General features: G+C 71.6%; 18 protein-coding genes. 10 read left to right on the top strand and 8 right to left on the bottom strand.

Translation table 11 applies throughout. The annotated features are described in order from the left end of the window. Positions 1 to 59: 59 nt before the first annotated feature. Positions 60 to 1607 (top strand): iron ABC transporter permease, encoded by a 1548-nt coding sequence (locus tag L8M95_RS15410; protein WP_260486958.1) that lies wholly within the window; start codon positions 60 to 62, stop codon positions 1605 to 1607. After that, positions 1604 to 2698 (top strand): ABC transporter ATP-binding protein, encoded by a 1095-nt coding sequence (locus L8M95_RS15405; protein WP_260486957.1) that lies wholly within the window; start codon positions 1604 to 1606, stop codon positions 2696 to 2698. Before L8M95_RS15410 ends, L8M95_RS15405 begins: the two co-directional genes overlap by 4 nt. 83 nt (positions 2699 to 2781) lie before the next feature. Here the strand turns inward: L8M95_RS15405 and glpK are convergent, their stop codons facing one another. Then, positions 2782 to 4341: a glycerol kinase GlpK gene (glpK, locus tag L8M95_RS15400; protein WP_260486956.1), complete on the bottom strand. Its 1560-nt coding sequence runs from the start codon at positions 4339 to 4341 to the stop codon at positions 2782 to 2784. Positions 4342 to 4423: 82 nt separating this feature from the next. Between glpK and L8M95_RS15395 the strand changes: the two genes are divergently transcribed. Continuing rightward, positions 4424 to 6199, top strand: coding sequence for a glycerol-3-phosphate dehydrogenase/oxidase (locus L8M95_RS15395; protein WP_260486955.1), 1776 nt, complete (start codon positions 4424 to 4426; stop codon positions 6197 to 6199). Between the two features lie 238 nt (positions 6200 to 6437). On the opposite strand, the gene L8M95_RS15390 is transcribed toward L8M95_RS15395, so the two are convergent. The 5 genes from L8M95_RS15390 to L8M95_RS15370 all read right to left on the bottom strand — a co-directional run bounded on the left by L8M95_RS15390 (position 6438) and on the right by L8M95_RS15370 (position 11657). Further along, on the bottom strand, positions 6438 to 8225 hold the full coding sequence (locus L8M95_RS15390; protein ID WP_260486954.1) for an acetyl/propionyl/methylcrotonyl-CoA carboxylase subunit alpha: 1788 nt from the start codon (positions 8223 to 8225) through the stop codon (positions 6438 to 6440). A gap of 209 nt (positions 8226 to 8434) precedes the next feature. Beyond that, entirely contained in the window at positions 8435 to 9115 is a 681-nt protein-coding gene (locus tag L8M95_RS15385; RefSeq protein WP_260486953.1) for a nucleoside triphosphate pyrophosphatase, read from the bottom strand. Positions 9116 to 9137: 22 nt separating this feature from the next. Further along, the gene (locus L8M95_RS15380) at positions 9138 to 9572 is read right to left on the bottom strand and encodes a cupin domain-containing protein (RefSeq protein ID WP_260486952.1); all 435 of its coding nucleotides are present in this window, start codon (positions 9570 to 9572) and stop codon (positions 9138 to 9140) included. Positions 9573 to 9750: 178 nt separating this feature from the next. Beyond that, the gene (locus L8M95_RS15375) at positions 9751 to 9999 is read right to left on the bottom strand and encodes an acyl-CoA carboxylase subunit epsilon (protein ID WP_260486951.1); all 249 of its coding nucleotides are present in this window, start codon (positions 9997 to 9999) and stop codon (positions 9751 to 9753) included. After that, a complete protein-coding gene (locus L8M95_RS15370) occupies positions 9996 to 11657 on the bottom strand; it encodes an acyl-CoA carboxylase subunit beta (RefSeq protein WP_260486950.1) in 1662 nt (553 codons plus the stop codon). Before L8M95_RS15370 ends, L8M95_RS15375 begins: the two co-directional genes overlap by 4 nt. 77 nt (positions 11658 to 11734) lie before the next feature. On the opposite strand from L8M95_RS15370, the gene L8M95_RS15365 reads away from it, so the two are divergent. From L8M95_RS15365 to L8M95_RS15345, 5 genes are all read left to right on the top strand, one after another. After that, on the top strand, positions 11735 to 12643 hold the full coding sequence (locus L8M95_RS15365; protein WP_260486949.1) for a biotin--[acetyl-CoA-carboxylase] ligase: 909 nt from the start codon (positions 11735 to 11737) through the stop codon (positions 12641 to 12643). A gap of 3 nt (positions 12644 to 12646) precedes the next feature. Then, positions 12647 to 13210, top strand: a complete 564-nt coding sequence (locus tag L8M95_RS15360; protein ID WP_260486948.1) for a PH domain-containing protein — start codon at positions 12647 to 12649, stop codon at positions 13208 to 13210. A 22-nt stretch (positions 13211 to 13232) separates the two neighbouring features. Further along, positions 13233 to 14519 carry a 5-(carboxyamino)imidazole ribonucleotide synthase gene (locus L8M95_RS15355; RefSeq protein ID WP_260486947.1) on the top strand — a complete coding sequence of 429 codons (1287 nt, stop codon included), beginning with the start codon at positions 13233 to 13235 and terminating at the stop codon, positions 14517 to 14519. Positions 14520 to 14548: 29 nt separating this feature from the next. Next, on the top strand, positions 14549 to 15061 hold the full coding sequence (purE, locus tag L8M95_RS15350; RefSeq protein ID WP_260486946.1) for a 5-(carboxyamino)imidazole ribonucleotide mutase: 513 nt from the start codon (positions 14549 to 14551) through the stop codon (positions 15059 to 15061). 197 nt (positions 15062 to 15258) lie between these two features. Beyond that, complete coding sequence (locus L8M95_RS15345) at positions 15259 to 16428, top strand: acyl-CoA dehydrogenase family protein (RefSeq protein WP_260486945.1); 1170 nt, start codon at positions 15259 to 15261, stop codon at positions 16426 to 16428. Between the two features lie 147 nt (positions 16429 to 16575). Here L8M95_RS15345 and L8M95_RS15340 read toward each other — a convergent pair whose 3' ends face one another. Together L8M95_RS15340 and L8M95_RS15335 are read right to left on the bottom strand one after the other, a co-directional pair. Beyond that, positions 16576 to 17262, bottom strand: coding sequence for a TIGR03089 family protein (locus L8M95_RS15340; protein WP_260486944.1), 687 nt, complete (start codon positions 17260 to 17262; stop codon positions 16576 to 16578). 38 nt (positions 17263 to 17300) lie between these two features. Continuing rightward, positions 17301 to 18869 carry an LCP family protein gene (locus L8M95_RS15335; protein WP_396119008.1) on the bottom strand — a complete coding sequence of 523 codons (1569 nt, stop codon included), beginning with the start codon at positions 18867 to 18869 and terminating at the stop codon, positions 17301 to 17303. A gap of 111 nt (positions 18870 to 18980) precedes the next feature. Between L8M95_RS15335 and L8M95_RS15330 the strand changes: the two genes are divergently transcribed. Then, positions 18981 to 19859, top strand: coding sequence for a glycosyltransferase family 2 protein (locus L8M95_RS15330; RefSeq protein WP_260486942.1), 879 nt, complete (start codon positions 18981 to 18983; stop codon positions 19857 to 19859). A 94-nt stretch (positions 19860 to 19953) separates the two neighbouring features. After that, positions 19954 to 21069 carry an NDP-sugar synthase gene (locus tag L8M95_RS15325; RefSeq protein ID WP_260486941.1) on the top strand — a complete coding sequence of 372 codons (1116 nt, stop codon included), beginning with the start codon at positions 19954 to 19956 and terminating at the stop codon, positions 21067 to 21069. Positions 21070 to 21237 lie beyond the last annotated feature (168 nt).

Below are 21237 nucleotides of genomic sequence, written 5' to 3'. Positions count from 1 at the left end.
CGGACATCGACCTGCTAACGCGACTGCGCGGCGGCCGGCCCCTGCTCGGGACCGCCGCCGTGCTGGCGTGTTCGGCGACGCTCATCCCGCTGGTCTACCTGGTCATCCGGGCGGGCGAACGCGGCCCGGCGTCCGCCGCCGAGGTGCTCGGCTCCGGTCGGACGCTGACCCTCCTCGGCAACACCGTCGTGCTGGTCGTGTTGGTCACCACCGCCAGCGTGATCGTCGGGGTGGGGATGGCGTGGCTCGTGGTCCGCACGGACCTACCGGGGGCCCCGGTCATCGGTGCGCTCCTGTGCGTTCCGCTGGCCACCCCGTCGTATGTCCTCGGCTACCTCTGGGTGGCCGACTTCCCGGAGGTCCTCGGGTTGCCGGGGGCCGTCGCGGTGCTCACCATCTCCTGCTACCCGTACGTGTTCCTCCCCGCCTCCGCCGCCCTCCGGCGGGTGGACCCGGGACTGGAGGAGGTCGCGCGCACCCTCGGTCACGGCACCACCCGCGCCGTGTTCGGGGTGACCTTCCGGCAGATCCGACCGGCCGTCGCCGCGGGCGGGCTCCTGGTGGCGCTGTACACGCTGTCCGACTTCGGGGCGGTCGCGATGCTCCGCTACGAGGCGTTCACCCTGGGCATCTACCACTCCTACCGGGCGGCGTTCGACCGCGTCCCGGCGGCCGTCCTGGCCTGCGTCCTCATCGTGTTGGCCCTGGTCGTGATGGTCGGCGAGCGGCGGGCCAGGCGCGGTGAGGTCGCGAGGGTCGGCGCCGGGGTGGACTCGGCGCCCACCCGGCTACCGCTGGGACGCCTGAAGGTGCCCGCCCTCGTCGTCGTCGCCGTCATCCTCGCGGGCGGGGTGTTCGGCCCACTCGTCGGCCTCGCCCGGTGGGTGCGCGCGGCAGCGAGCGTGGACGTCTCGTGGGCGCCGGTGTTCCGGGCCGCCCTCACGACCGCCGGGGTCTCGGCGGTGGCGGCGCTGGCCACCATCGTGCTGGCGCTGCCCATCGGGATCCTCGCGGCACGCTCGGACGGGCTCGTCGCTCGGGCCACCGAGACCGTCGCGCAGGTCGGCTTCGCGCTCCCGGGCATCACGGTGGGCCTCGCGGTGGTGTTCGTGGGTATCCGACTGGTGCCGGGCCTCTACCAGCAGACACCGATGCTGGTGTTCGCCTACGTGGTGCTGTTCCTGCCGCTCGCGGTGGGGGTGGTGCGCTCGTCGGTCAGTGCCATCCCGGTGAGCCTCGAGGATGTCTCCGCCGGACTGGGCTCCGGGCGGTTGCGCACGTTCGCGCGGGTGGTCGCGCCACTGGCGATGCCGGGGATCCTCGCGGGCGGGAGCCTCGTGTTCCTCAGCGTGGCCAAGGAACTGCCCGCCACGCTACTACTGCGGCCCACGGGCACCGAGACGCTCGCCACCGCGATGTGGTCGCACACCGAGGTGGCGGCCTATTCGCAGGCGGCCCCGTACGCCGCCATGTTGGTGGTGGTGGCCGTCATCCCCGCGTTCGTGCTGAGTCGGTCGTTCGGCTGGGGCGCGGGCGGCGGGCGCACCCCGGGGGCGGCGACAGTGGCCCCGGGTCCGGCGAACGAGACCGAGCGGAGCGAGCCATGACCTGGAATCCCAGCCCCGGCGGGGTACTGGAACTCGACGCCGTCTCCGGCGGTTATGACGGCACCTCGGTGGTCCGCGGCGTCGGCCTGCGGGTGGAGGCGGGGGAATCGGTGGCGGTACTGGGCGCCTCCGGATCGGGGAAGACCACGATGCTGCGCATGATCGCGGGTCTCCACCCGGTGTCGTCCGGACGGATCCTGCTGGACGGTCGTCGCATCGACCGGCTCAGTGCCCAGCGGCGCGGGATCGGGCTGGTTCCCCAGCAGGGCGCGCTGTTCCCCCACCTGGACGTGGCGCACAACGTGGGGTTCGGACTGGTTCCGCCCGGCCCGCTCGCGAGGTGGCGCGGCCGCGCCGAACGCGCCGAGCGTGTCCGCGAGGTGCTCGACCTGGTCAGGCTGGCGGACCGGGCGGGTGATCGGCCATCACAGCTGTCGGGCGGTCAACAGCAGCGGGTGGCACTCGCGCGGGCACTCGCTCCCGGTGCCGGGCTGATCCTGCTCGACGAGCCCTTCAGCGCGCTCGACGCGGCCCTGCGCGGAGCGGTGAGAGCGGAGGTCGCGGCACTGCTCGCCGAAGCCGGGGCCACCTCCATCCTCGTCACGCACGACCGTTCCGAGGCGATGGCGACGGCTGATCGCGTCGCGGTCCTCATCGACGGGGAGCTCGCCCAGGTCGACACCCCCGAGAGGCTCTACCACCATCCGGTCAGCCGCGGGGTCGCCGATCTCTCCGGCGAGACCGTCGCCCTGCCGGCCACGGCGACCGGCGTGACGGCGGAGACGGTCCTCGGCACCGTGTCGCTGGATTCGCCCGCCAGGGGACGAGGGACCGTCCTGTGGCGCCCCGAGAGCCTGGAGGTGCGCGGGATCGGGGCCGACGGGCACACCGCCGGAGACGACGACGAGGAGATCCGTGGCCACGCCGTGTGCACCGCCGTGGAGTTCGGGGGCGCCCGGACCCTGGTGCGGATGCGATTCGACGGCACCGACCAGATCTGCGCCGTGCCGGTACCCACAGGTCAGCGCGTCGAGACGGGCTCCCGACTGGCCGTCCGTCCGCTGCGGCCGGCGGTCTTCCACGCCGTCTGACGCCGCGTCGGACGGCGTGCACGCGGACGCCGGGGTCCCGACCGTGGGACCGCGCAGGCCGGCAAGCCCGCGCGGCTGCCGGTTCAGCCCTCGACGTCCGCCCAGCCCAGCGTCCGCTCGACCGCGTCGTCCCATCGACCGATCAGCCGTTGGCGCTCCTGCTCGGGCATCTGCGGCGTCCACCTACGGTCCTCCCGCCACAGCTCGCGGAGCCGGCCGGGGGAGTCCCACTGACCCACCGCGAGGCCGGCGGCGAACGCGGCACCCAGCGCGGTGGTCTCGGTCACCTCCGGACGGATCACGTCCACCCCGAGGATGTCGGCCTGGAACTGCATGAGGAAGTCGTTGACCACCATCCCGCCGTCCACCCGCAGGGCGTCGGCGGACTCCCCGGCGTCGGCGACCATCGCGGCGGCCATCTCACGGCTCTGGAACGCCGTGGCCTCGAGAGCCGCCCGCGCCAGGTGTGCCCGGGTGTGGAAGCGGGTCAGGCCGACCATCGCGCCGCGGGCATCCGGCCGCCACCGCGGTGCGAGCAGCCCCGAGAACGCCGGCACCAGGTAGCAGTCACCGTTGTCGTCCAAGGACTCGGCCAGGGCCTCGGTCTCGTCCGCGGTCGAGATCACCCCGAGATTATCGCGCAGCCACTGCACCAGTGACCCGGCCACGGCCACGGACCCCTCGAGTGCGTACACGGGGTCGTCGTCCCCCAGCTGGTAGCAGACGGTCGTGAGCAGCCCGTTCTCGCTGAACTGGGGGGTGGTGCCCGTGTTGAGCAGCAGGAACGCACCCGTGCCGTAGGTGTTCTTGGCCTCGCCCGGCTCGAAGCACGTCTGGCCGAACATCGCCGCCTGCTGGTCTCCGAGGATCCCGGCGATGGGCGTACCGCCGAACATCCGCCGCGTCGTCACGTGCCCCAGTACCCCGGAGGAGGGGACTATCCGCGGCAGCATCGCCCGGGGGACGCCGACCTCACGGCACAGTTCGTCACTCCACTCCAGGGTCCGCAGATCCATGAGCAGGGTCCGCGACGCGTTGGTGACATCCGTGACGTGGAGGGCCGCCTCGTCGTCATCGCCACCCCTGCGCCCACCCGTGAGGTTCCACACCAGCCACGAGTCGATGGTCCCCGCCAGCAGTTCCCCGGCCTCGGCCCGCTCGGTGCCGCGCTCCCCCCGGGAGTCCAGATGCTCGAGGATCCACCGGATCTTGGGACCGGCGAAGTAGGTCGACAGGGGCAGGCCGGTGGCGTCGCGGAACCGGTCGTCGCCGTCGGGGTGAGCATCGGCCAGGCGCGCGCAGATGCCGGAGGTGCGGGTGTCCTGCCAGACGATCGCGTTGTGGACCGGTTCGCCGGTGGCCTTGTCCCACACCACCGTGGTCTCGCGCTGGTTGGTGATCCCGATGGCGGTCACCGCCGCCGGCTCGAGATCCACACTGCTCGCGACCTGGGCCATGGCGGCCCGCACGTTCCGCCAGATCTCCAGGGGGTCGTGTTCCACCCAGCCCGCCCTGGGCAGGATCTGCCGGTGCTCGACCTGGGCCGTCGCCGCGGGCACCGGCATGCCCCGGTCGTCGAAGAGGATCGCCCGCGTCGACGTGGTGCCCTGGTCGATCGCCAGAATGTAGGTGCTGCGAGTCACACGGCCAAGACTACGTCCGCTCGCGCGTAGAGTCGTCGACGACCGGCCGGAACCCGCGCCCGGCCCCTTCAGGGGAGCATCCATGCCCACGACCAGGTCCCGATCCGTCCTCGGCCCCGACCGTCGCGCCGAGGCCTGGCGCAGATTGTCGGAGGACACCTTCGACATCGTGATCGTGGGCGGGGGGGTGGTGGGCACCGGCAGCGCCCTGGACGCGGCCACCCGGGGGCTCAACGTGGCGCTCGTCGAGGCCCGGGACTTCGCCGCCGGCACCTCGTCCCGCAGCTCGAAGATGTTCCACGGCGGACTGCGCTACCTCGAGCAGCTCGACTTCGGCCTGGTCGCCGAGGCACTGCACGAGCGTGAGCTCAGCATGACGCGCCTGGCCCCACACCTGGTCACCCCGCTGAAGTTCCTCTTCCCGCTCACCCGTCGGTTCTGGGAGCGCCCCTACATGGCCGCGGGATTCATGCTCTACGACGTGATGGGCGGCTCCAAGAGCGTCCCGCCGCAGAAGCACTACAGCCGCGCCGGAGCGCGCCGGGTCGCCCCCGGGTTGCGGGAGGACGCCGTCGTGGGCGGGATCCGTTACTGGGACACCCTCGTCGACGATGCCCGCCACACCCTCACCCTGGCCCGTACCGCGGCGCACCACGGTGCGGTCGTGACCAACTCGACCCAGGTGATCGGTTACCTGCGCGACGGCGACCGGGTCACCGGCGTGCGGGTCCGCGACGCCGAGACCGGCCGGGAGACCGACGTCCGGGCGGGGGCCGTGCTCAACGCCGCCGGGGTGTGGACGGACCAGCTCCAGAAGATGCTCGGCGAGGAGGGCGGGTTCACCGTGCGGGCCTCCAAGGGCGTGCACATCGTGGTCGACCGCGACAAGGTGGACTCCGAGGCCGCGCTCATCCTGCGCACCGAGAAGTCCGTGCTGTTCGTCATCCCGTGGGGCGAGTACTGGATCATCGGCACCACCGACACCGACTGGCAGCTGGACCTGGCCCACCCGGCGGCCACCGGCGCGGACATCGACTACATCCTCGGCCACGTCAACTCGGTGCTCACCACCCCGATCGGGCGCGAGGACGTCCGCGGTGTGTACGCGGGCCTGCGCCCCCTGCTGTCGGGTGGTGCCGACTCCACCGCCAAGCTCTCCCGCGAACACGCCGTGATGACGGTGGCCCCCGGCGCGGTCGTGGTGGCGGGCGGGAAGTACACGACCTACCGTGTGATGGCCGCGGACGCGGTGGACGCCGCCGTCGCGGAGCTGGGGGAGCGCTCCGCCACCGTGCCACCGTCGACGACGGAGCGGATCCCGCTGCTGGGCGCCGACGGCTACCCGGGGATGGTCAACCGAGCCGACCGGATCGCCGACCAGTACGAGATCCGCGAGGACCAGATGCAGCACCTGCTCGGCCGGTACGGCACGCTCGCCGAGTACGTGCTCGAGCTCGCCGCCGACCGGCCCGACCTCCTCGATCCCGTCCGCGGAGCCGAGCGCTACCTGCGTGTGGAGATCGTGCACGCCGCTCTCGCCGAGGCCGCACTCCACCTCGAGGACGTCCTCGTGCGTCGCACGCGGATCTCGATGGAGTATCAGCACGGTGGCGTCGACTGCGCCCGCGAGGTGGCCGAACTGATGGCCGAGGTGCTCGGCTGGGACGAGAACCGGGTCGCCAGGGAGGTGGAGCTGTTCGAGCGGCGTATCGACGCCGAGGAGGCGAGCCAGGTGGCGGAGTCCGACGACGAGGCCGACGGATTCCTGCGGCGTGTGCCCGAGGTCCGCGAGTTCCTGGCGGACGCGATGTTCGATCCCGCCAGCGCGGAACCGGTGGTCGAGAGCTCGGCCGGCTGAGTCGGTCCCGTACGGGCGGGCCGGCCGGGTGGCTCGGCCGCGGTTGGGGTGGCTGGGCTGCGGTCGGAGTGGCTCGGCCGTGTCCGGACTGCCTGACGACGAATCCGCCCCTCGGATCTCGATTCGCTCCCGGGGGCCGGGGCGGAGATCGAGATCCGAGGGGCGGATTCGTGTTCGACGCAGATGCGCCGGGGATTCGGCGCGTGGTGGGCGCGAGAATGCCCACCACGTCACGAGGTCACTTGATCTCGCAGAGGACCGTTCCCTGGGTGACGGCGGCGCCGGCATCGACGGACAGGTCCGTGATGACGCCGTCCTTGTGCGCGGTGACCGGGTTCTCCATCTTCATGGCCTCGAGCACGGCCACCAGCTCGCCGGCCTTGACCTCCTGGCCCTCCTCGACGGCGACCTTCACGACGGTGCCCTGCATGGGGGCCGACACGGCATCACCGGACGCGGCCGCACCGGCTGCGCCGCCACGGGTGCGGGACTTGGCCTTGCGGCGGACCGTGCCGCCGGCGTGCGAGCCTCCGAAGGCGAGATCGCCGGGCAGGGAGACCTCGACGCGACGGCCGTCCACCTCGACGACGACCTTCTTGCGCTCGACGGGCTCGTCGTCATCGGCCGGGGCGCCGGTGGGCGACCACGGCTCGATCGGGTTGTCCCACTCCTCCTCGATCCACTTGGTGTAGATGTCGAAGCTCTCGCCGTCGCCGACGTACGCCGGGTTGGTGACGATGTGCTGGTGGAACGGCAGGACCGTGGCCATGCCCTCGATCTTGTACTCGGCCAGGGCGCGGGCCGAGCGGGCGAGCGCCTGGTCGCGGTCCTCGCCCCACACGATCAGCTTGGCGAGCATGGAGTCGAACTGACCGCCGATGGTGTCACCCTGCTCGACGCCCGAGTCCATGCGGACGCCCGGGCCGGTGGGCTCGTGGTAGCCGGTGATGGTGCCGGGGGCGGGCAGGAAGCCACGGCCGGCGTCCTCGCCGTTGATGCGGAACTCGAAGGCGTGGCCACGCGGGGCCGGGTCCTCGGTGAACTCGAGCACCTCGCCCTCGGCGATCTTGAACTGCTGCAGCACGAGGTCGATGCCGGCGGTCTCCTCGGTGACCGGGTGCTCCACCTGGAGGCGGGTGTTCACCTCGAGGAAGGAGATCGTGTCGCCCTGGACCATGTACTCGACGGTGCCGGCGCCGTAGTAACCGGCCTCCTTGCAGATGGCCTTGGCGGAGTCGTGGATGCGCTGGCGCTGCTCATCGGTGAGGAACGGCGCGGGGGCCTCCTCGACGAGCTTCTGGAAGCGGCGCTGCAGGGTGCAGTCGCGGGTTCCGGCGACGATGACGTTGCCGTGCTGGTCGGCGAGAACCTGGGCCTCGACGTGGCGGGCCTTGTCGAGGTACTGCTCGACGAAGCACTCTCCGCGACCGAACGCGGCGACGGCCTCACGGGTGGCCGACTCGAAGAGCTCGGCGACCTCCTCCATCTTGTGGGCGACCTTCATTCCGCGGCCACCGCCGCCGAAGGCGGCCTTGATGGCGATGGGCAGGCCGTACTGCTCGGCGAACTTCACGACCTCGTCCGCGCCCGCGACCGGGTCCTTGGTCCCTGCGGCCATGGGGGCGTTGGCCCGCTCGGCGATGTGGCGGGCGGTGACCTTGTCACCGAGGTCGCGGATGGCCTGCGGCGGGGGGCCGATCCAGATCAGGCCGGCGTCGATGACGGCCTGGGCGAAGTCGGCGTTCTCGGAGAGGAAGCCGTAACCGGGGTGGATGGCGTCGGCGCCGGACTTGGCGGCGGCGTCGAGGATCTTGTCGAAGACCAGGTACGACTCCGCGGAGGTGGTGCCTCCCAGGGCGAAGGCCTCGTCGGCCAGCTTGACGAACAGTGCGTCGGCGTCGGGCTCGGCGTACACGGCCACGCTGGCCAGGCCGGCGTCCTTCGCCGCACGGATCACACGGACGGCGATCTCGCCGCGGTTGGCGACGAGGACCTTGGTGATGTGAGAGCTGGCATGACTGGGCACTCAGGGCCTCCTGGTGATAAACGTCTCTACTGTCGATCGGCCGTGGGGCCCACCGAGTTCCTCACGCAGTCTAATGAGAGGCCCCCCTCATGTGTGGTGTTGGGGGTCCAAGGGCTGGCCCGCGGGGGCGGACTCCTCGGAAGCGGCGAGGCCTGACCTGCGACGTTGTCGTGGGGGTCACGTTCGCGGTCGCGAGGAACCGGGTGGAGTCACGTCCGGAGTTCGGGTCGCCAGACGTGGTGGGCGTTCAGACCGGCGCCCTCGAGGAGGCGCCGCAGCAGCGGAAGGCTGAGTCCGATCACGCTCGACGGGTCGCCCTCGATGCGGTCGATGAACCACCCGCCGAGGGACTCGATGGTGAACGCGCCCGCACACTCGAGCGGCTCCCCGGTGCGCAGGTACACGTCCAGGTCGGCGTCGGAGGGCGCGCCGAAGTGCACCGTGGTGTCGGAGGTGTCGGTCTCGGAGAAGGTGACCGCGACGGGCTCGTCCCCGGTGAGGTCGGCCACGATCAGCGAGTGGCCGGTGAGCAGGACCCCGTGACGCCCGCGCATCCTCCGCCACCGCTCCATGGCCCGCTCGTAGGTGTGCGGTTTGCCCTCGAGTTGGCCGTCGACCAGCAGCATCGAGTCGCACCCCACGACCACGAGTGTGTCCGCCCCGGCCGACCTCGCCTCGGCCGCGAGCGTCTCCCCCTCGCGATGGAGGACGTCCTGCGCCTTGGCGCGGGCCAGCTCCTCCACGACCCGCACGTGTGGGGTCCCCGGGGGCAGCGAGGCCTGGAGCGCGTCCTCGTCGACCTGCGGGTGGCGGATCAGGGGGTCGACCCCCGCCTGCTCGAGGATCCGCAGTCGGGACGGGGAGGCCGAGGCGAGGACGAACGCGATCATGGGCCTCAGCGTAGCCACGGGGTCAGGATCGCGGCAGCAGCATCGTGATGGTCAGCGTGGTGGGCTCGAGTGCCCGGACCCGGTGGCGGAGCTTCGCGGTGAGGTGGAGGATCTCGCCGGGGTTCAGCTCGACGGTGCGGTCGGGTAGGCCGAACTCCACGTGCCCCCGCAGAACCTGGACGAGGATCGGGTGGAACGCGGCGTGGTCGGCCATCTCCTGGCCCTCGTCGAACTCGAACGCGACGATCTTCGTCGTCTCGTCCTGGTGGACGATCGCCGCCCCGGGTCGGGTCGCTGCCGGATCGGTCCGCCCGATGATGTCGGTGTGATTGGTCGCGGTGCCCTCGTCGGTGCCGGCCCGTCGACCGTGATCGCGGTCGACGTCCGCCGGGTCGTGGGCGGGTTCGTCGCCCGTCGCCGGGGCCCCCTGTCCGCGGGACGTGGTGTCCTCGGTCATCTGAACCTCCTGGAGAACTGCTCGCCGGCCACCCGGCGGCGCTCCGGCCAGCCTAGGGAAGCCGACAGGTCCCGGCGGGTGAACGACGCCGCCCCCGCGCCCGGACTCCGGCATGTGCATCGGGGCACGCGGGAGGGCGGGGACGGGGGCGGCGGGGTGTGTCTTCGGTTTCCGGCGCTCAGTACTGGCGTCGGTTGAGGAACGAGCTCGGGCTGTACCCGAACGGCCGGCGCAGGCGATCGTCGTAGGATCCCCAGTCGTCCTTGATACCGGTGTCGTGCTCGCTCGCGTGGGCGGCGTTCCCCTGGGCGGTCGCGAAGACCGCGGACAGGATGCCCACCTCCGTGGGAGTGGGGTTGCCCCCCACCACCTCGAAGAACGGCTTCTCCGGCTGCCGGGCCGGGTCCTGCTGCTGCTCGCCGGTCACAGCGGGATGTTCCCGTGCTTCTTGGCCGGAACCTCGACGACCTTCCGGTCGAGCAGACGCAGCGCCTGGGCGACCTGGAGTCGGGTGTGCGACGGGGGGATGACCGCGTCGACGTACCCGCGCTCGGCGGCGACGTACGGGTTGACGAGAGTGTCCTCGTACTCGGCCTGCAGCTTGAGGCGCAGTTCGTCGACGTCCTCGCCGTTGGCCGCGGCCTGCTTGAGCTCGTTGCGGTAGACGAACCCGACGGCTCCGGACGCTCCCATGACGGCGATCTCGGCGGTCGGCCAGGCCAGGTTGATGTCCGCACCCATGTGCTTGGAACCCATGACGTCGTAGGCGCCGCCGTAGGCCTTGCGGGTGATAACGGTGACCTTGCCGACGGTGGCCTCACCGTAGGCGTAGAGCAGCTTGGCACCGCGGCGGATGATGCCGTCGAACTCCTGGCCGGTCCCCGGCAGGAAGCCCGGGACGTCGACGAGCGTGAGGATGGGGATGTTGAACGCGTCGCAGGTGCGGACGAAACGGGCGGCCTTCTCCGACGCCTTGATGTCCAGGCAACCGGCGAACTGGGTGGGCTGGTTGGCCACGACGCCCACGCTGCGGCCCTCGACGCGGCCGTAGCCGACGATGATGTTCATCGCGTACTGGCCCTGGACCTCGAGGAACTCGCCGTCGTCGACGATGTGCGAGATGACCTCGTGCATGTCGTACGGCGCGTTGGAGGAGTCCGGGATGATCGTGTCGAGATCCTGGTCCTCGAGCGTGAGGTTGTCCTCGATCGCACCCTCGGCGACCGGGAACGGGAACCGGGGGGCCTCGGCCCGGTTGTTGCTCGGCAGGTAGGAGAGCAGGTCCTTGACGAAGTCGAGGGCGTCCTGCTCGTCACTGGCGGTGTAGTGGGACACGCCCGACTTGGTCATGTGCGTGGTGGCGCCGCCCAGTTCCTCCTGCGAGACCTCCTCGCCGGTGACGGTCTTGATGACGTCGGGGCCGGTGACGAACATCTGCGAGGTCTTGTCGACCATCACGGTGAAGTCCGTGAGGGCGGGGGAGTAGACGTGCCCGCCGGCCGAGGGGCCCATGATGAGGGAGACCTGCGGGATGACCCCCGAGGCGAGCACGTTGCGGTGGAAGATCTCGCCGTACAGGCCGAGCGAGACGACGCCCTCCTGGATACGGGCGCCGGCACCGTGGTTGATGCCGATCATCGGGCGGCCGGTCTTCAGGGCCAGGTCCATGACCTTGACGATCTTCTCGCCGTAGACCTCGCCCAGTGATCCGCCGAAGACGGTGGCGTCCTGCGAGAAGACACAGACGCTGCGGCCGTCGATGGTCCCGTACCCGGTGATGACACCGTCGCCCAGCGGGCGACGCTCGGCGAGGCCGAAGGTGGTGGCGCGGTGGCGGGCCAGGGCGTCGATCTCCACGAACGAACCCGGGTCGAGGAGGTTCTCGATCCGTTCGCGGGCCGTCATCAGGCCCTTCTCGTGGGTCTTGTCCACCGCGGCCTGCCCCATCGGGGCCCGGGCCTCGTCGAGGCGCCGACGCAGCTCGGACAGCTTCCCGGCGGTCGTGTGGATGTCGGGGGTCGCGGATGCCGTCGGTACGTCGTTAGACAGAGCCGAGTTCACGTCCGGTTCTGAGGCAGTCGTCATGTTGCAAGACTCTAACCAGTGACCGGCTCGCGTGGCGACGTGACCCGGCGTACATCCCCCGGCGTCGACCCCGCCCGATGTCGGGCCGGCCGCATACGCTGGGGGTCGTGCACGCAGATTCCGGTCCCGAGACCCAGCCCAGGTTGGACGCCGACGCGCTCCGTCGTGTTCTTGTCCAGGGCCCGGACGCGCCGTATTCCTCGCTCGAGGTGGTCGACGACATCGGGTCGACGAACGCGGAGTTGATCGCCCGGGCGACCGGGGGTGCGCCCGATCGCAGCGTATTGCTGGCCGAACACCAGGCGTCCGGACGCGGTCGTCTCGGTCGGGTGTGGACCGCCCCGCCCCGCACACAGGTCGCGGTCAGCGTCCTGCTCCGCCCCGGGGCCGTCTCCCCGACCCTGTTCGGGTGGCTGCCCCTCGTCACCGGTCTCGCGGTGCGGGACGGGCTGCGCGAGGCCGGTGGCGTCGACGCGACCCTCAAGTGGCCCAACGACGTCCTGGTGGACGGGCGCAAGATCGCCGGGATCCTCGCCGAGATGACCACCGTGCCGGGCGGCGGGGACTTCCCGGTCCGCCTGCCGGCCGTCGTGGTGGGGGTGGGGATCAACGTCTCGCTCACCCGTGAGCAGCTACCCGTTCCCCACGCCACCTCCCTCGCCCTCGCCGGGGGGTCGGGCGACCGGGACGCCGTGGCCCGCGCGGTCCTCGAGGCGCTGGCCCTGCGTCACCGCCAGTGGCGCGAGTGCGAGCGCGGGAGCGGATCGACCGTCTCCGACCTGCTCATGACGACCTACACCGAAGCCTGCTCCACCATCGGCGCCGAGGTGAGGGTCGAGCTGCCCGGGGACGTCGTGCGGACCGGGCGGGCGGACAGGGTCGATCATGACGGTCGTCTCGTCGTCGTCGACCCCGACGGTGAGTTCGCCGTCGCCGCCGGCGACGTCACCCACGTCCGCGGCGCCGGCGGTCGGTGGGGCGGCTGACCCGTGGGTTTCATCCGATCGGTCCTCGCGCCGGGGGAGACGCTCATCGTCCACACCCACCCGCACTGGCGCGCCCTCGCGCGCCCCGCGCTGGTGACGGTCATCGGGGCCGGCCTCGCGGGTATCGCCGGCGGCTTCATCGAGGTGCAGGTGGTCCACGCAGCCGACCGCACGGCGACCTGGGCCATGGTGGCGGTGCTGTACGCGCTGATCGTCCTCCGGTTGGGGCTGTGGCCGTTGATCCGGTGGGCGCGGACCGACCTGGTGGTCACCGACGAGAGGGTGCTCTACCGACCGGCCGGGTCCTCGCGACGGTGCGTGGACGTGCCGCTGCGCAGGATCAGCGCCGTCAGGTTCCGCCACACCCTCACCGACCGCGCCCTGGGCACGGGTTGCCTCATCCTCGAACTCGGTCACCTGCCACCGGTGGAGATCGACCACGTCCCGGAGGTGGCCCGCGTCCACGCGGCCGTCTATGACGAGCTCATGCGACTGCCGCCCCCGCCCCCGCCGACTCCCGCCGTCGCGGGGCCGCGGTTCCGATGGGGGCTCCCGGGGCGTCGGTGACCGGCTCGCCCCACGTGAGACGATGGGCGACGTGAACGACGACTCGCGCATCCGCCGCAATCCCCTCGGCACGCCCGTCGTGGCGATGATCGGCGGGGGACAACTCGCCCGCATGACCCACCAGGCGGCCGTCGCCCTCGGCCAGACGCTGCGCGTGCTCGCCGCCGACCCGCAGGACCCGGCCGCCCAGGTCACGCCGGACGTGGTCATGGGTGCCCACGATGACCCCGAGGCCGTCCGTGCCGCCGCGGAGGGCGCCGACGTGATGACCTTCGACCACGAGCACGTGCCCCCGCAGATCCTGCTCGACCTCGAGGCGGCCGGCGTCGCGGTGCGGCCCCGCGCGTCCGCACTCATCCACGCGCAGGACAAGCTGGTCATGCGTCGGGCGCTGGCGGAGATCGGTGCCCCCGTCCCGCCGTTCACCGGCGTCGACTCGCTCGAGGACGTCCGTCGCTTCCACGCCGAGCAGGACGGGAACATCGTCCTCAAGGCCGCGCGCGGCGGGTACGACGGACGCGGGGTGTGGATGCCGGACTCCCTCGAGGAGGCCGAGCGGATCGCCGACTCCCAGCTCGCGGCCGGCGTGCCGATGATGGCCGAGGCCCGCGTCCCGTGGACGCGGGAGCTGTCCGCGATGGTGGCCCGCTCGCCGTTCGGGCAGGGCGCCGTGTGGCCGGTCGTCGAGACCGTCCAGCGTGACGGGATCTGCTCCGTGGCGATCGCGCCCGCCCCCGGCCTGCCGGACGAGCTCCGCTCCGCCGTACAGGCCACCGCGCTGCGACTGGCCGAGCACCTCGACGTGACCGGCGTGATGGCCGTGGAGCTGTTCGAGGTCATCGGCTCGGACGGCCGCCCGGGGGTCCTGGTCAACGAACTGGCGATGCGGCCCCACAACTCCGGCCACTGGACCATGGACGGGGCCACCACCAGCCAGTTCGAGCAGCACCTCCGGGCCGTGCTCGACTACCCGCTCGGCTCCACCGTCCCCACCGCGCCCCTCACCGTCATGGCCAACGTGCTCGGAGCCCCCGAGACGCCCGGGATGAGCATGGACGAGCGGGTCCACCATCTCGCCGCCAGGTTCCCGCACGCCAAGGTGCACCTGTACGGCAAGTCCGAACGGCACGGCCGCAAGATCGGACACGTCAACGTGCTCGCCGACCCGGGCGTCGACCCGGACGACGCGGACCAGGTGTCCACCGTCCGCGCGGTCGCCGAACTCGCGGCCCACTGGCTCTCCCACGCGCAGTGGGCCGACGGCTGGGACCCCCACACGGGGGCTCCCGCCGGGGACTTCGAACGCTGAGCGAACAACCTCTACGAAAGGCGACACCGATGACCGATCGACAGGACGGGCCTCAGGTCGGTCTGATCATGGGCAGCGATTCCGACTGGCCCACCATGGAGGCCGCCGCGGAGGCGCTCGCCGAGTTCGGCATCCCCTTCGAGGTCGGGGTGGTCTCGGCCCACCGCACACCGCAGAAGATGCTCGACTACGCGCGCTCGGCTGCGGGTCGGGGGATCCGCGTGGTGATCGCCGGCGCCGGGGGTGCCGCCCACCTGCCCGGGATGGTCGCCTCGGCGACGCCGCTGCCGGTCATCGGTGTCCCCGTGCCGCTCAAGCACCTCGACGGCATGGATTCGCTGCTGTCGATCGTGCAGATGCCCGCCGGCGTCCCCGTGGCCACCGTGTCGATCGGCGGGGCGCGGAACGCGGGTCTGCTGGCAGTGCGGATCCTCGCCGCCTCCGACCCCGCCCTGCGCGAGCGGATGGAGGCGTTCCAGGCCGAGCTGGAGGCGATGGTAGAGCGCAAGGACGAGGCCCTGCGTCGGCAGTTGCTCGGCTGACGGGGCCGGGGGCGGCCGACGGCGGCGACGGCGGCGACGGGGGCCGTCCTCCGACTGGTAATTTGAAGGACCGGACGCGGCCTCGCGTCTCCCGCGGCGATAAGGGCGGCCGACGAGCGTCAGTGGCCCCTCCGCGAGAACCTGGCCCGCGCCCGCCGCGCGATCACCACCGACGAATCCCTCATGGAGGCCCGCACATGTCCGGTAACCCCGACTTCGACCTGTACCGCCCGGCGGAGGAGCACGAAGAGCTCCGGGCCGCGATCCGAGCGCTGTCGGAGAAGGAGATCGAGCCCCACGCCGCGGCCGTCGACGAGGACGAGCGGTTCCCTCAGGAGGCGCTCGACGCGCTCAACGCCTCGGGCTTCAACGCGGTCCACGTGCCCGAGGAATACGGCGGGCAGGGCGCGGACTCCGTGGCGGCCTGCATCGTGATCGAGGAGGTCGCCCGCGTCTGCGGCTCGTCCTCGCTGATCCCCGCCGTCAACAAGCTCGGCACCATGGGCCTCATCCTGGCCGGTGGCGAGGAGCTCAAGCAGAAGGTCCTGCGCGAGATCGCCGAGGGCAAGATGGCCTCCTACGCGCTGTCCGAGCGAGAGGCCGGTTCCGATGCGGCGGCCATGCGCACCCGCGCCAAGGCTGACGGCGACGACTGGATCCTCAACGGCAGCAAGGCGTGGATCACCAACGGCGGCAAGTCCACCTGGTACACCGTCATGGCCGTGACGGACCCCGAGAAGGGCGCCAACGGGATCTCCGCGTTCATGGTCCACGCCGACGACGAGGGCTTCGGTGTCTCCAAGACCGAGAAGAAGCTCGGCATCAAGGGCTCGCCCACCGCGGAGCTGTACTTCGAGAACGTCCGCATCCCGGGCGACCGGATCATCGGCGAGCCGGGCACCGGGTTCAAGACGGCCCTGCAGACCCTCGACCACACCCGCCCCACCATCGGCGCGCAGGCCGTGGGGATGGCGCAGGGCGCCCTGGACGCGGCTGTCGCCTACACCAAGGAGCGCAAGCAGTTCGGCCGCGCGATCTCCGACTTCCAGAACACGCAGTTCATGCTGGCCGACATGGCCATGAAGGTGCAGGCCGCGCGTCTGATGGTCTACACGGCCGCCGCCAACGCCGAGCGCGGGAGCGCGCCCGGCGGGGAGAAGCTGGGCTTCATGGCCGCCGCGTCCAAGACCTTCGCCTCGGACGTGGCCATGGAGGTCACCACCAACGCGGTGCAGCTCTTCGGTGGCGCCGGGTACACGCGTGACTTCCCGGTCGAGCGCATGATGCGCGACGCCAAGATCACGCAGATCTACGAGGGCACCAACCAGATCAACCGCATGGTCATGGCGCGTCAGATCCTGGCCTGAGCTGAGCTGAGCTGAGCCGCGGCGGGCCGAGCCGGGCCCGCCGTGAGGCGGCCTCGCCGTTCGATCCCGGAATCCGCTACTCCGAATCCGGATCCGCTATCCCATTAGGCATAGCGGATCGGGAGGGAGGGTAGCGGATTTCGTGTCTCAGAGGGTGAGCGTGGTGCGCTCGGTGGCCGCGACGTCGGCGACCGAGGGATCGTCCGCCTCGGCCCCGGTGACGAGGACCGCCGTTCCCCCGGAGGCGAACACCCGGGCCAGGACCTGCACCACGTCGTCCCGCTCGGTGCCCGCCACGAGAGCACGGCCGGCCAACGCCGGGTCCGCCAGGTCGGCCAGTGGTGCGCCGTCCAGGGCGAGCGGGCCCCGGCCCGAGGGTGCGAAGGCGTCCGGGTGGATGCGGCAGGCCTCGGCGAGGTCGGTGACGCCCGGGGGGATCTCGACGCCGGAGGCCGCCAGGGGGCGGCCCATCGGGTCCGTGGTCATGAGGAGGGTCTCGACGTCGGTGGAGTGGCGGTCGAGGCGTTCGGGGACGGTGACGACGACGACGGCGTCGTCCGCGGCCCCCGTGCACACCTCCGCGCCCGCCCACCAGGCGCCCAGCAGGACGCCCGCGGTGAGCCAGTGGGCGGGCAGGTCGCACACGATCACGTCCCCCGGCATCACCCCGAGTTCGTCGCGCAGGAGTCCGGCGATCTTCGCGGCCCAGTTCGCGGTCGAGGTCACCGACAACTCGACACGCGACGGGGCGGCCTGGTCGTAGTGGGTGACCATGGGGGACCCCGGGTCGAGCGCGAGGAGCGGCTGGAGGACGGTGTCGGCTGCGGTGTTCACTCTGGGCCTCCGATGGAGTGGTCGGTCGACGTGCTCGGTCAGTTGACGCAGGGTACGTCCGAGCCGCCCGCGTCGAAGGTCGGGCGTTCCGCGATGGACGGCGGCAACGGCGCGTAGGTGGTGGTGGCGGGGGAGGCGGACTCGACACCCGCGGCCTCACTGGTGGGGCCGCTGTAGTCCTCGGCCAGGACGACGCGGACGGTGCCGGCGGGCAACGCGGGGTCGACCTGCACCGGCAGCCCGCCGAGGGCGTCCGACACGGCGAAGGCGGCCTCGTCGTCGGCGGAACCCGCGGCCACGTGTGAGGTGTACGCGGCGGCCGGGTCGGTGAGCAGGTCGCCCGCCGTGTAGCCGAGCTCGGTGAGGGCACCGGAGACCTGGGCGGCCAGGCCGTCGATGGCAGTGGTGTTGACCACGGACACCGTCACCGCTGCGGGGTCGAGGACCGGTTCGCCGGTGGGGGTCTGTTCCGGCGCGTCGGCCGCGGCGTCGTCGCCCTCGGTGCTGGCGAAACCGGCCACGAACTCCGTGACCTGTTCGGGGTCGGCGGTCACGATGGACTCGCCCCACTCCGTGAACGAGTCGATGCTGGTGACCGGGATGGTCTCGAACCGCACGTTGCCGCCGCTGATGTCCTGGAGCTTCATGGCGAAGTCGACGAAGTCCCAGTTCTCGTCGATCACGAAGGACCGCTTGGCCGCGTCGACCAGCGCACCGAGCTTCGAGGGGTCCGCCAGCGTGCCGGCGGAGAGGATCTTCTTGACGAGCTGGGACATGAACGCCTGCTGGCGCACGATGCGATCGAGGTCGCCCGCGGGCAGATCATGGCGCTGGCGCACGAAGCTCAGCGCGTCGGACCCGGAAACCGTCTGGACCCCGGCCCGGAAGTTCGCGCCCGACAGCGGCTCGTCCACGGCCTCGTTGAGGCAGACGGGGACGCCGCCGACCGCATCGGTGAGCAGGACGAAACCCAGGAGCCCGATCTCCGCGTAGTGGTCGGCCTGCACTCCGGTGAGTTCCTGGACGGCGCCGATGAGCCCGTTGCGTCCGGCCTTGACCGCCGCGCGTTGGTCCTCCTCGGTGAGTCCGCCGTCCGGGGCGTCGGCCGCGGCGCGCTCGAGGTAGGCCTCCTTGTTGGCCGCGTAGACGCCGTTGATCTTGCTCCCACCGACCGAGCTGGTCTCCACGTACACGTCGCGGGGGATGGAGACGGCGGTGGCGGAACTGCCGTCCTCGGGGATCCTGATGAGCAGGATCGTATCGGTGTTCTCGCCCTCCTCCTCGCCGGTCCGGATCGTGGCGAGCTCCTCCTGGCTGAGCGGATTGCCCTGGGCGTCGGTCCGGTTGTCGGTGCCCACGAGCAGGATGTCCACGGCGCCGTCGAGGCCACCATCGCCCACGTCGAGACCGCCCGCGGAGGTCAGGTCCGAGGCGAGCCCGTTGAAAAGGGTCCATCCGACGCCGGTGACCAGGAGGCACAGCGCGGAGACCAGAGCCGTCACGACGCGTCCGATCCGGGACGCGATCGGGCGGGCAGGAGTAGCGTGACGCCTGCCCCGCGCCCGACCGGGGGCGCGACGGGGAGTCGCTGGCAGCTCGGCGCTCATCCACCGTCCTTGTCGTCGAGTAGGGCCGCTCGAGGCCGCCGATGATGTTCAACGGTACCGCGCCGCGCGCCGGGCGTCGGAATCCACGGGGTGCGTCGTAGGGTGTTGCGCGTGACGACCCGACTACCCGTCGTGACGGTGACGTATTCACCGGGCGACCACCTCCGCAGCTTCGTCGAGACCCTCCCCGCGGCCACGGCCCGGCCGGTCGGGCTGGTCATGGCGGACAACGGGTCGACCGACGGGGTCCCGGAGGCGGTCGCGGCGGAGTACGGATTTGCCGAGTTCTTCCCGACCGGCGGGAACCTGGGCTACGGAACCGCCATCAACCGCGCCGTGACGGAGATCGCGGGTCGTCCGGGGGAGTTCGACCAGGAGTTCGTCCTGGTGGTCAACCCGGATGTGACGTTCGAGCCCGGCTCGGTGGACGAGCTCCTCGCCGCCGCCGAACGCTGGCCACGGGCCGCCGCGTTCGGTCCGCGGATCGCCGAGGCCGACGGGTCGGTGTACCCGTCCGCCCGGGCCGTGCCCCGCCTGGGTGCGGGCATCGGACACGCCCTGCTCGGCCAGGTGTGGCCACGCAACCCGTGGACGGCGGGGTACCTCGACGACGCGGACATGGGGACGGAGCGGACGGCCGGGTGGCTGTCGGGCTCGTGTCTGCTGCTGCGCCGCGAGGCGTTCGACGCCCTGGGCGGGTTCGACGAGCGGTACTTCATGTACCTCGAGGACATCGACCTGGGCGACCGTCTCGGCAGGGCCGGGTGGCAGAACGTCTATGTCCCCACCTCGGTCATCCGCCATGACCAGGGGCACGCGGCGAGGACGGTGCCGGAGTTCACCCTCCGCGCGCACCACCGCAGTGCCTACCTGTTCCAGGCGGACAGGCACCCGCAGGCCTGGCAGGCACCGATACGCTGGGCCCTGAGAGTGGGCCTGGAGCTGCGGTGTCGTCTGGCGGTCCGCACCGCCCGGCGCGCCGCGGGTTGAGCCCGGCACCCACGACAGAGTCCATCCCACCCGCCCCCGGAGCAGCGCGAGCGCGCCCCCGCCCGCGGCCCGACGACCCCCAGGAGCGTTCATCGTGACCTCGACGACCCCCGGCAGCGCCACCGCCGGCGACGACCTCATCGCGGACACCGAGGCGGTGGTTCTGGTCGGCGGCAAGGGCACCCGGCTCAGGCCCCTGACGATCTCGGCGCCCAAGCCGATGCTGCCCACCGCGGGCCTGCCCTTCCTGACCCACCTGCTCTCCCGGATCCGGGCGGCCGGCATCCGTCGGGTCGTGCTGGGGACCTCGTTCAAGGCCGAGGTGTTCGAAGAGTACTTCGGGGACGGTTCGGCGCTGGACCTGGACATCTCCTATGTCGTGGAGACCGAACCCCTGGGGACCGGCGGCGGCATCCGCAACGTCCTGTCCGAGCTCACCGCCTCGACCGTCATGGTGTTCAACGGCGACGTCCTCGGCGGCACCGACCTGCGGGAGATCCTCGCACTGCACCGTGAGAAGGACGCCGACCTGACGATGCACCTGGTCCGCGTCTCCGATCCGCGCGCGTTCGGCTGCGTCACCACCGACGACGACGGCCGGGTGCAGGAGTTCCTCGAGAAGACCCAGGATCCGCCGACCGACCAGATCAACGCCGGCTGCTACGTGTTCCGCCGCGAGCTCATCGAGCAGATCCCCGATGGGCAGCCGGTCTCGGTCGAGCGTGAGACCTTCCCCCAGCTGCTGAGCGAGGGCAGGCGGGTCTACGGGTTCGTGGACTCCGCCTACTGGCGGGACATGGGTACGCCCGAGGACTTCGTACGCGGTTCGGCGGACCTGGTGCGGGGGATCGCCCCGTCGCCGGCGCTCGACGGCCACGCGGGGGAATCTCTGGTCCACGAGGGTGCCGGGATCGGGGCGGGTGCCGTCCTGGTCGGTGGCACCGTCGTGGGACGCGGCGCGGAGATCGGGGCCGGCGCCCGGCTGGACGGCGCGGTCGTCTTCGACGGCGCCCGCATCGAGGCGGGGGCGACCGTGGAACGCTCGATCGTCGGGTTCGGCGCGAGAATCGGCCACCGGGCGCTCATCCGGGACGGCGTGATCGGCGACGGCGCGGTCATCGGCGCCCGCTGTGAACTCCTCCGTGGTGCCCGCGTGTGGCCGGGTGTCGAGATCCCCGACGGCGGGATCCGCTACTCCACGGACATGTAGGCCCGGCCGGCCTTCGCCGCCCATCCGATGTCGCGCTGCCTATCGAATCCGGCAGGTGGCGCGACATCGGATGGGTGGCGCTGATGCCGGCCGGCGCGATTGCCACCCGGCGCGCAGTTCGATGCGTCACGCCCGTTCCGGCCGGCGGCACGGTTCCAGCCAGCGGCG

It is taken from the genome of Dietzia sp. B32 (assembly GCF_024732245.1).
GTDB lineage: Bacteria > Actinomycetota > Actinomycetes > Mycobacteriales > Mycobacteriaceae > Dietzia.
The sequence above is the reverse complement of the archived record's forward strand: the minus strand, read 5'-3'. Positions and strand labels throughout refer to the sequence as shown.

What these genes read in the sequence shown, in the direction of transcription:
- L8M95_RS15405 (WP_260486957.1), top strand. Translation starts at nt 1,604, where the DNA reads ATGACCTGGAATCCCAGCCCCGGCGGGGTACTGGAACTCGACGCCGTC.
- L8M95_RS15395 (WP_260486955.1), top strand. Translation starts at nt 4,424, where the DNA reads ATGCCCACGACCAGGTCCCGATCCGTCCTCGGCCCCGACCGTCGCGCC.
- L8M95_RS15385 (WP_260486953.1), bottom strand. Translation starts at nt 9,115, where the DNA reads ATGATCGCGTTCGTCCTCGCCTCGGCCTCCCCGTCCCGACTGCGGATC.
- L8M95_RS15380 (WP_260486952.1), bottom strand. Translation starts at nt 9,572, where the DNA reads ATGACCGAGGACACCACGTCCCGCGGACAGGGGGCCCCGGCGACGGGC.
- L8M95_RS15370 (WP_260486950.1), bottom strand. Translation starts at nt 11,657, where the DNA reads ATGACGACTGCCTCAGAACCGGACGTGAACTCGGCTCTGTCTAACGAC.
- L8M95_RS15365 (WP_260486949.1), top strand. Translation starts at nt 11,735, where the DNA reads ATGTCGGGCCGGCCGCATACGCTGGGGGTCGTGCACGCAGATTCCGGT.
- L8M95_RS15355 (WP_260486947.1), top strand. Translation starts at nt 13,233, where the DNA reads ATGGGCGACGTGAACGACGACTCGCGCATCCGCCGCAATCCCCTCGGC.
- purE (WP_260486946.1), top strand. Translation starts at nt 14,549, where the DNA reads ATGACCGATCGACAGGACGGGCCTCAGGTCGGTCTGATCATGGGCAGC.
- L8M95_RS15345 (WP_260486945.1), top strand. Translation starts at nt 15,259, where the DNA reads ATGTCCGGTAACCCCGACTTCGACCTGTACCGCCCGGCGGAGGAGCAC.
- L8M95_RS15335 (WP_396119008.1), bottom strand. Translation starts at nt 18,869, where the DNA reads ATGAGCGCCGAGCTGCCAGCGACTCCCCGTCGCGCCCCCGGTCGGGCG.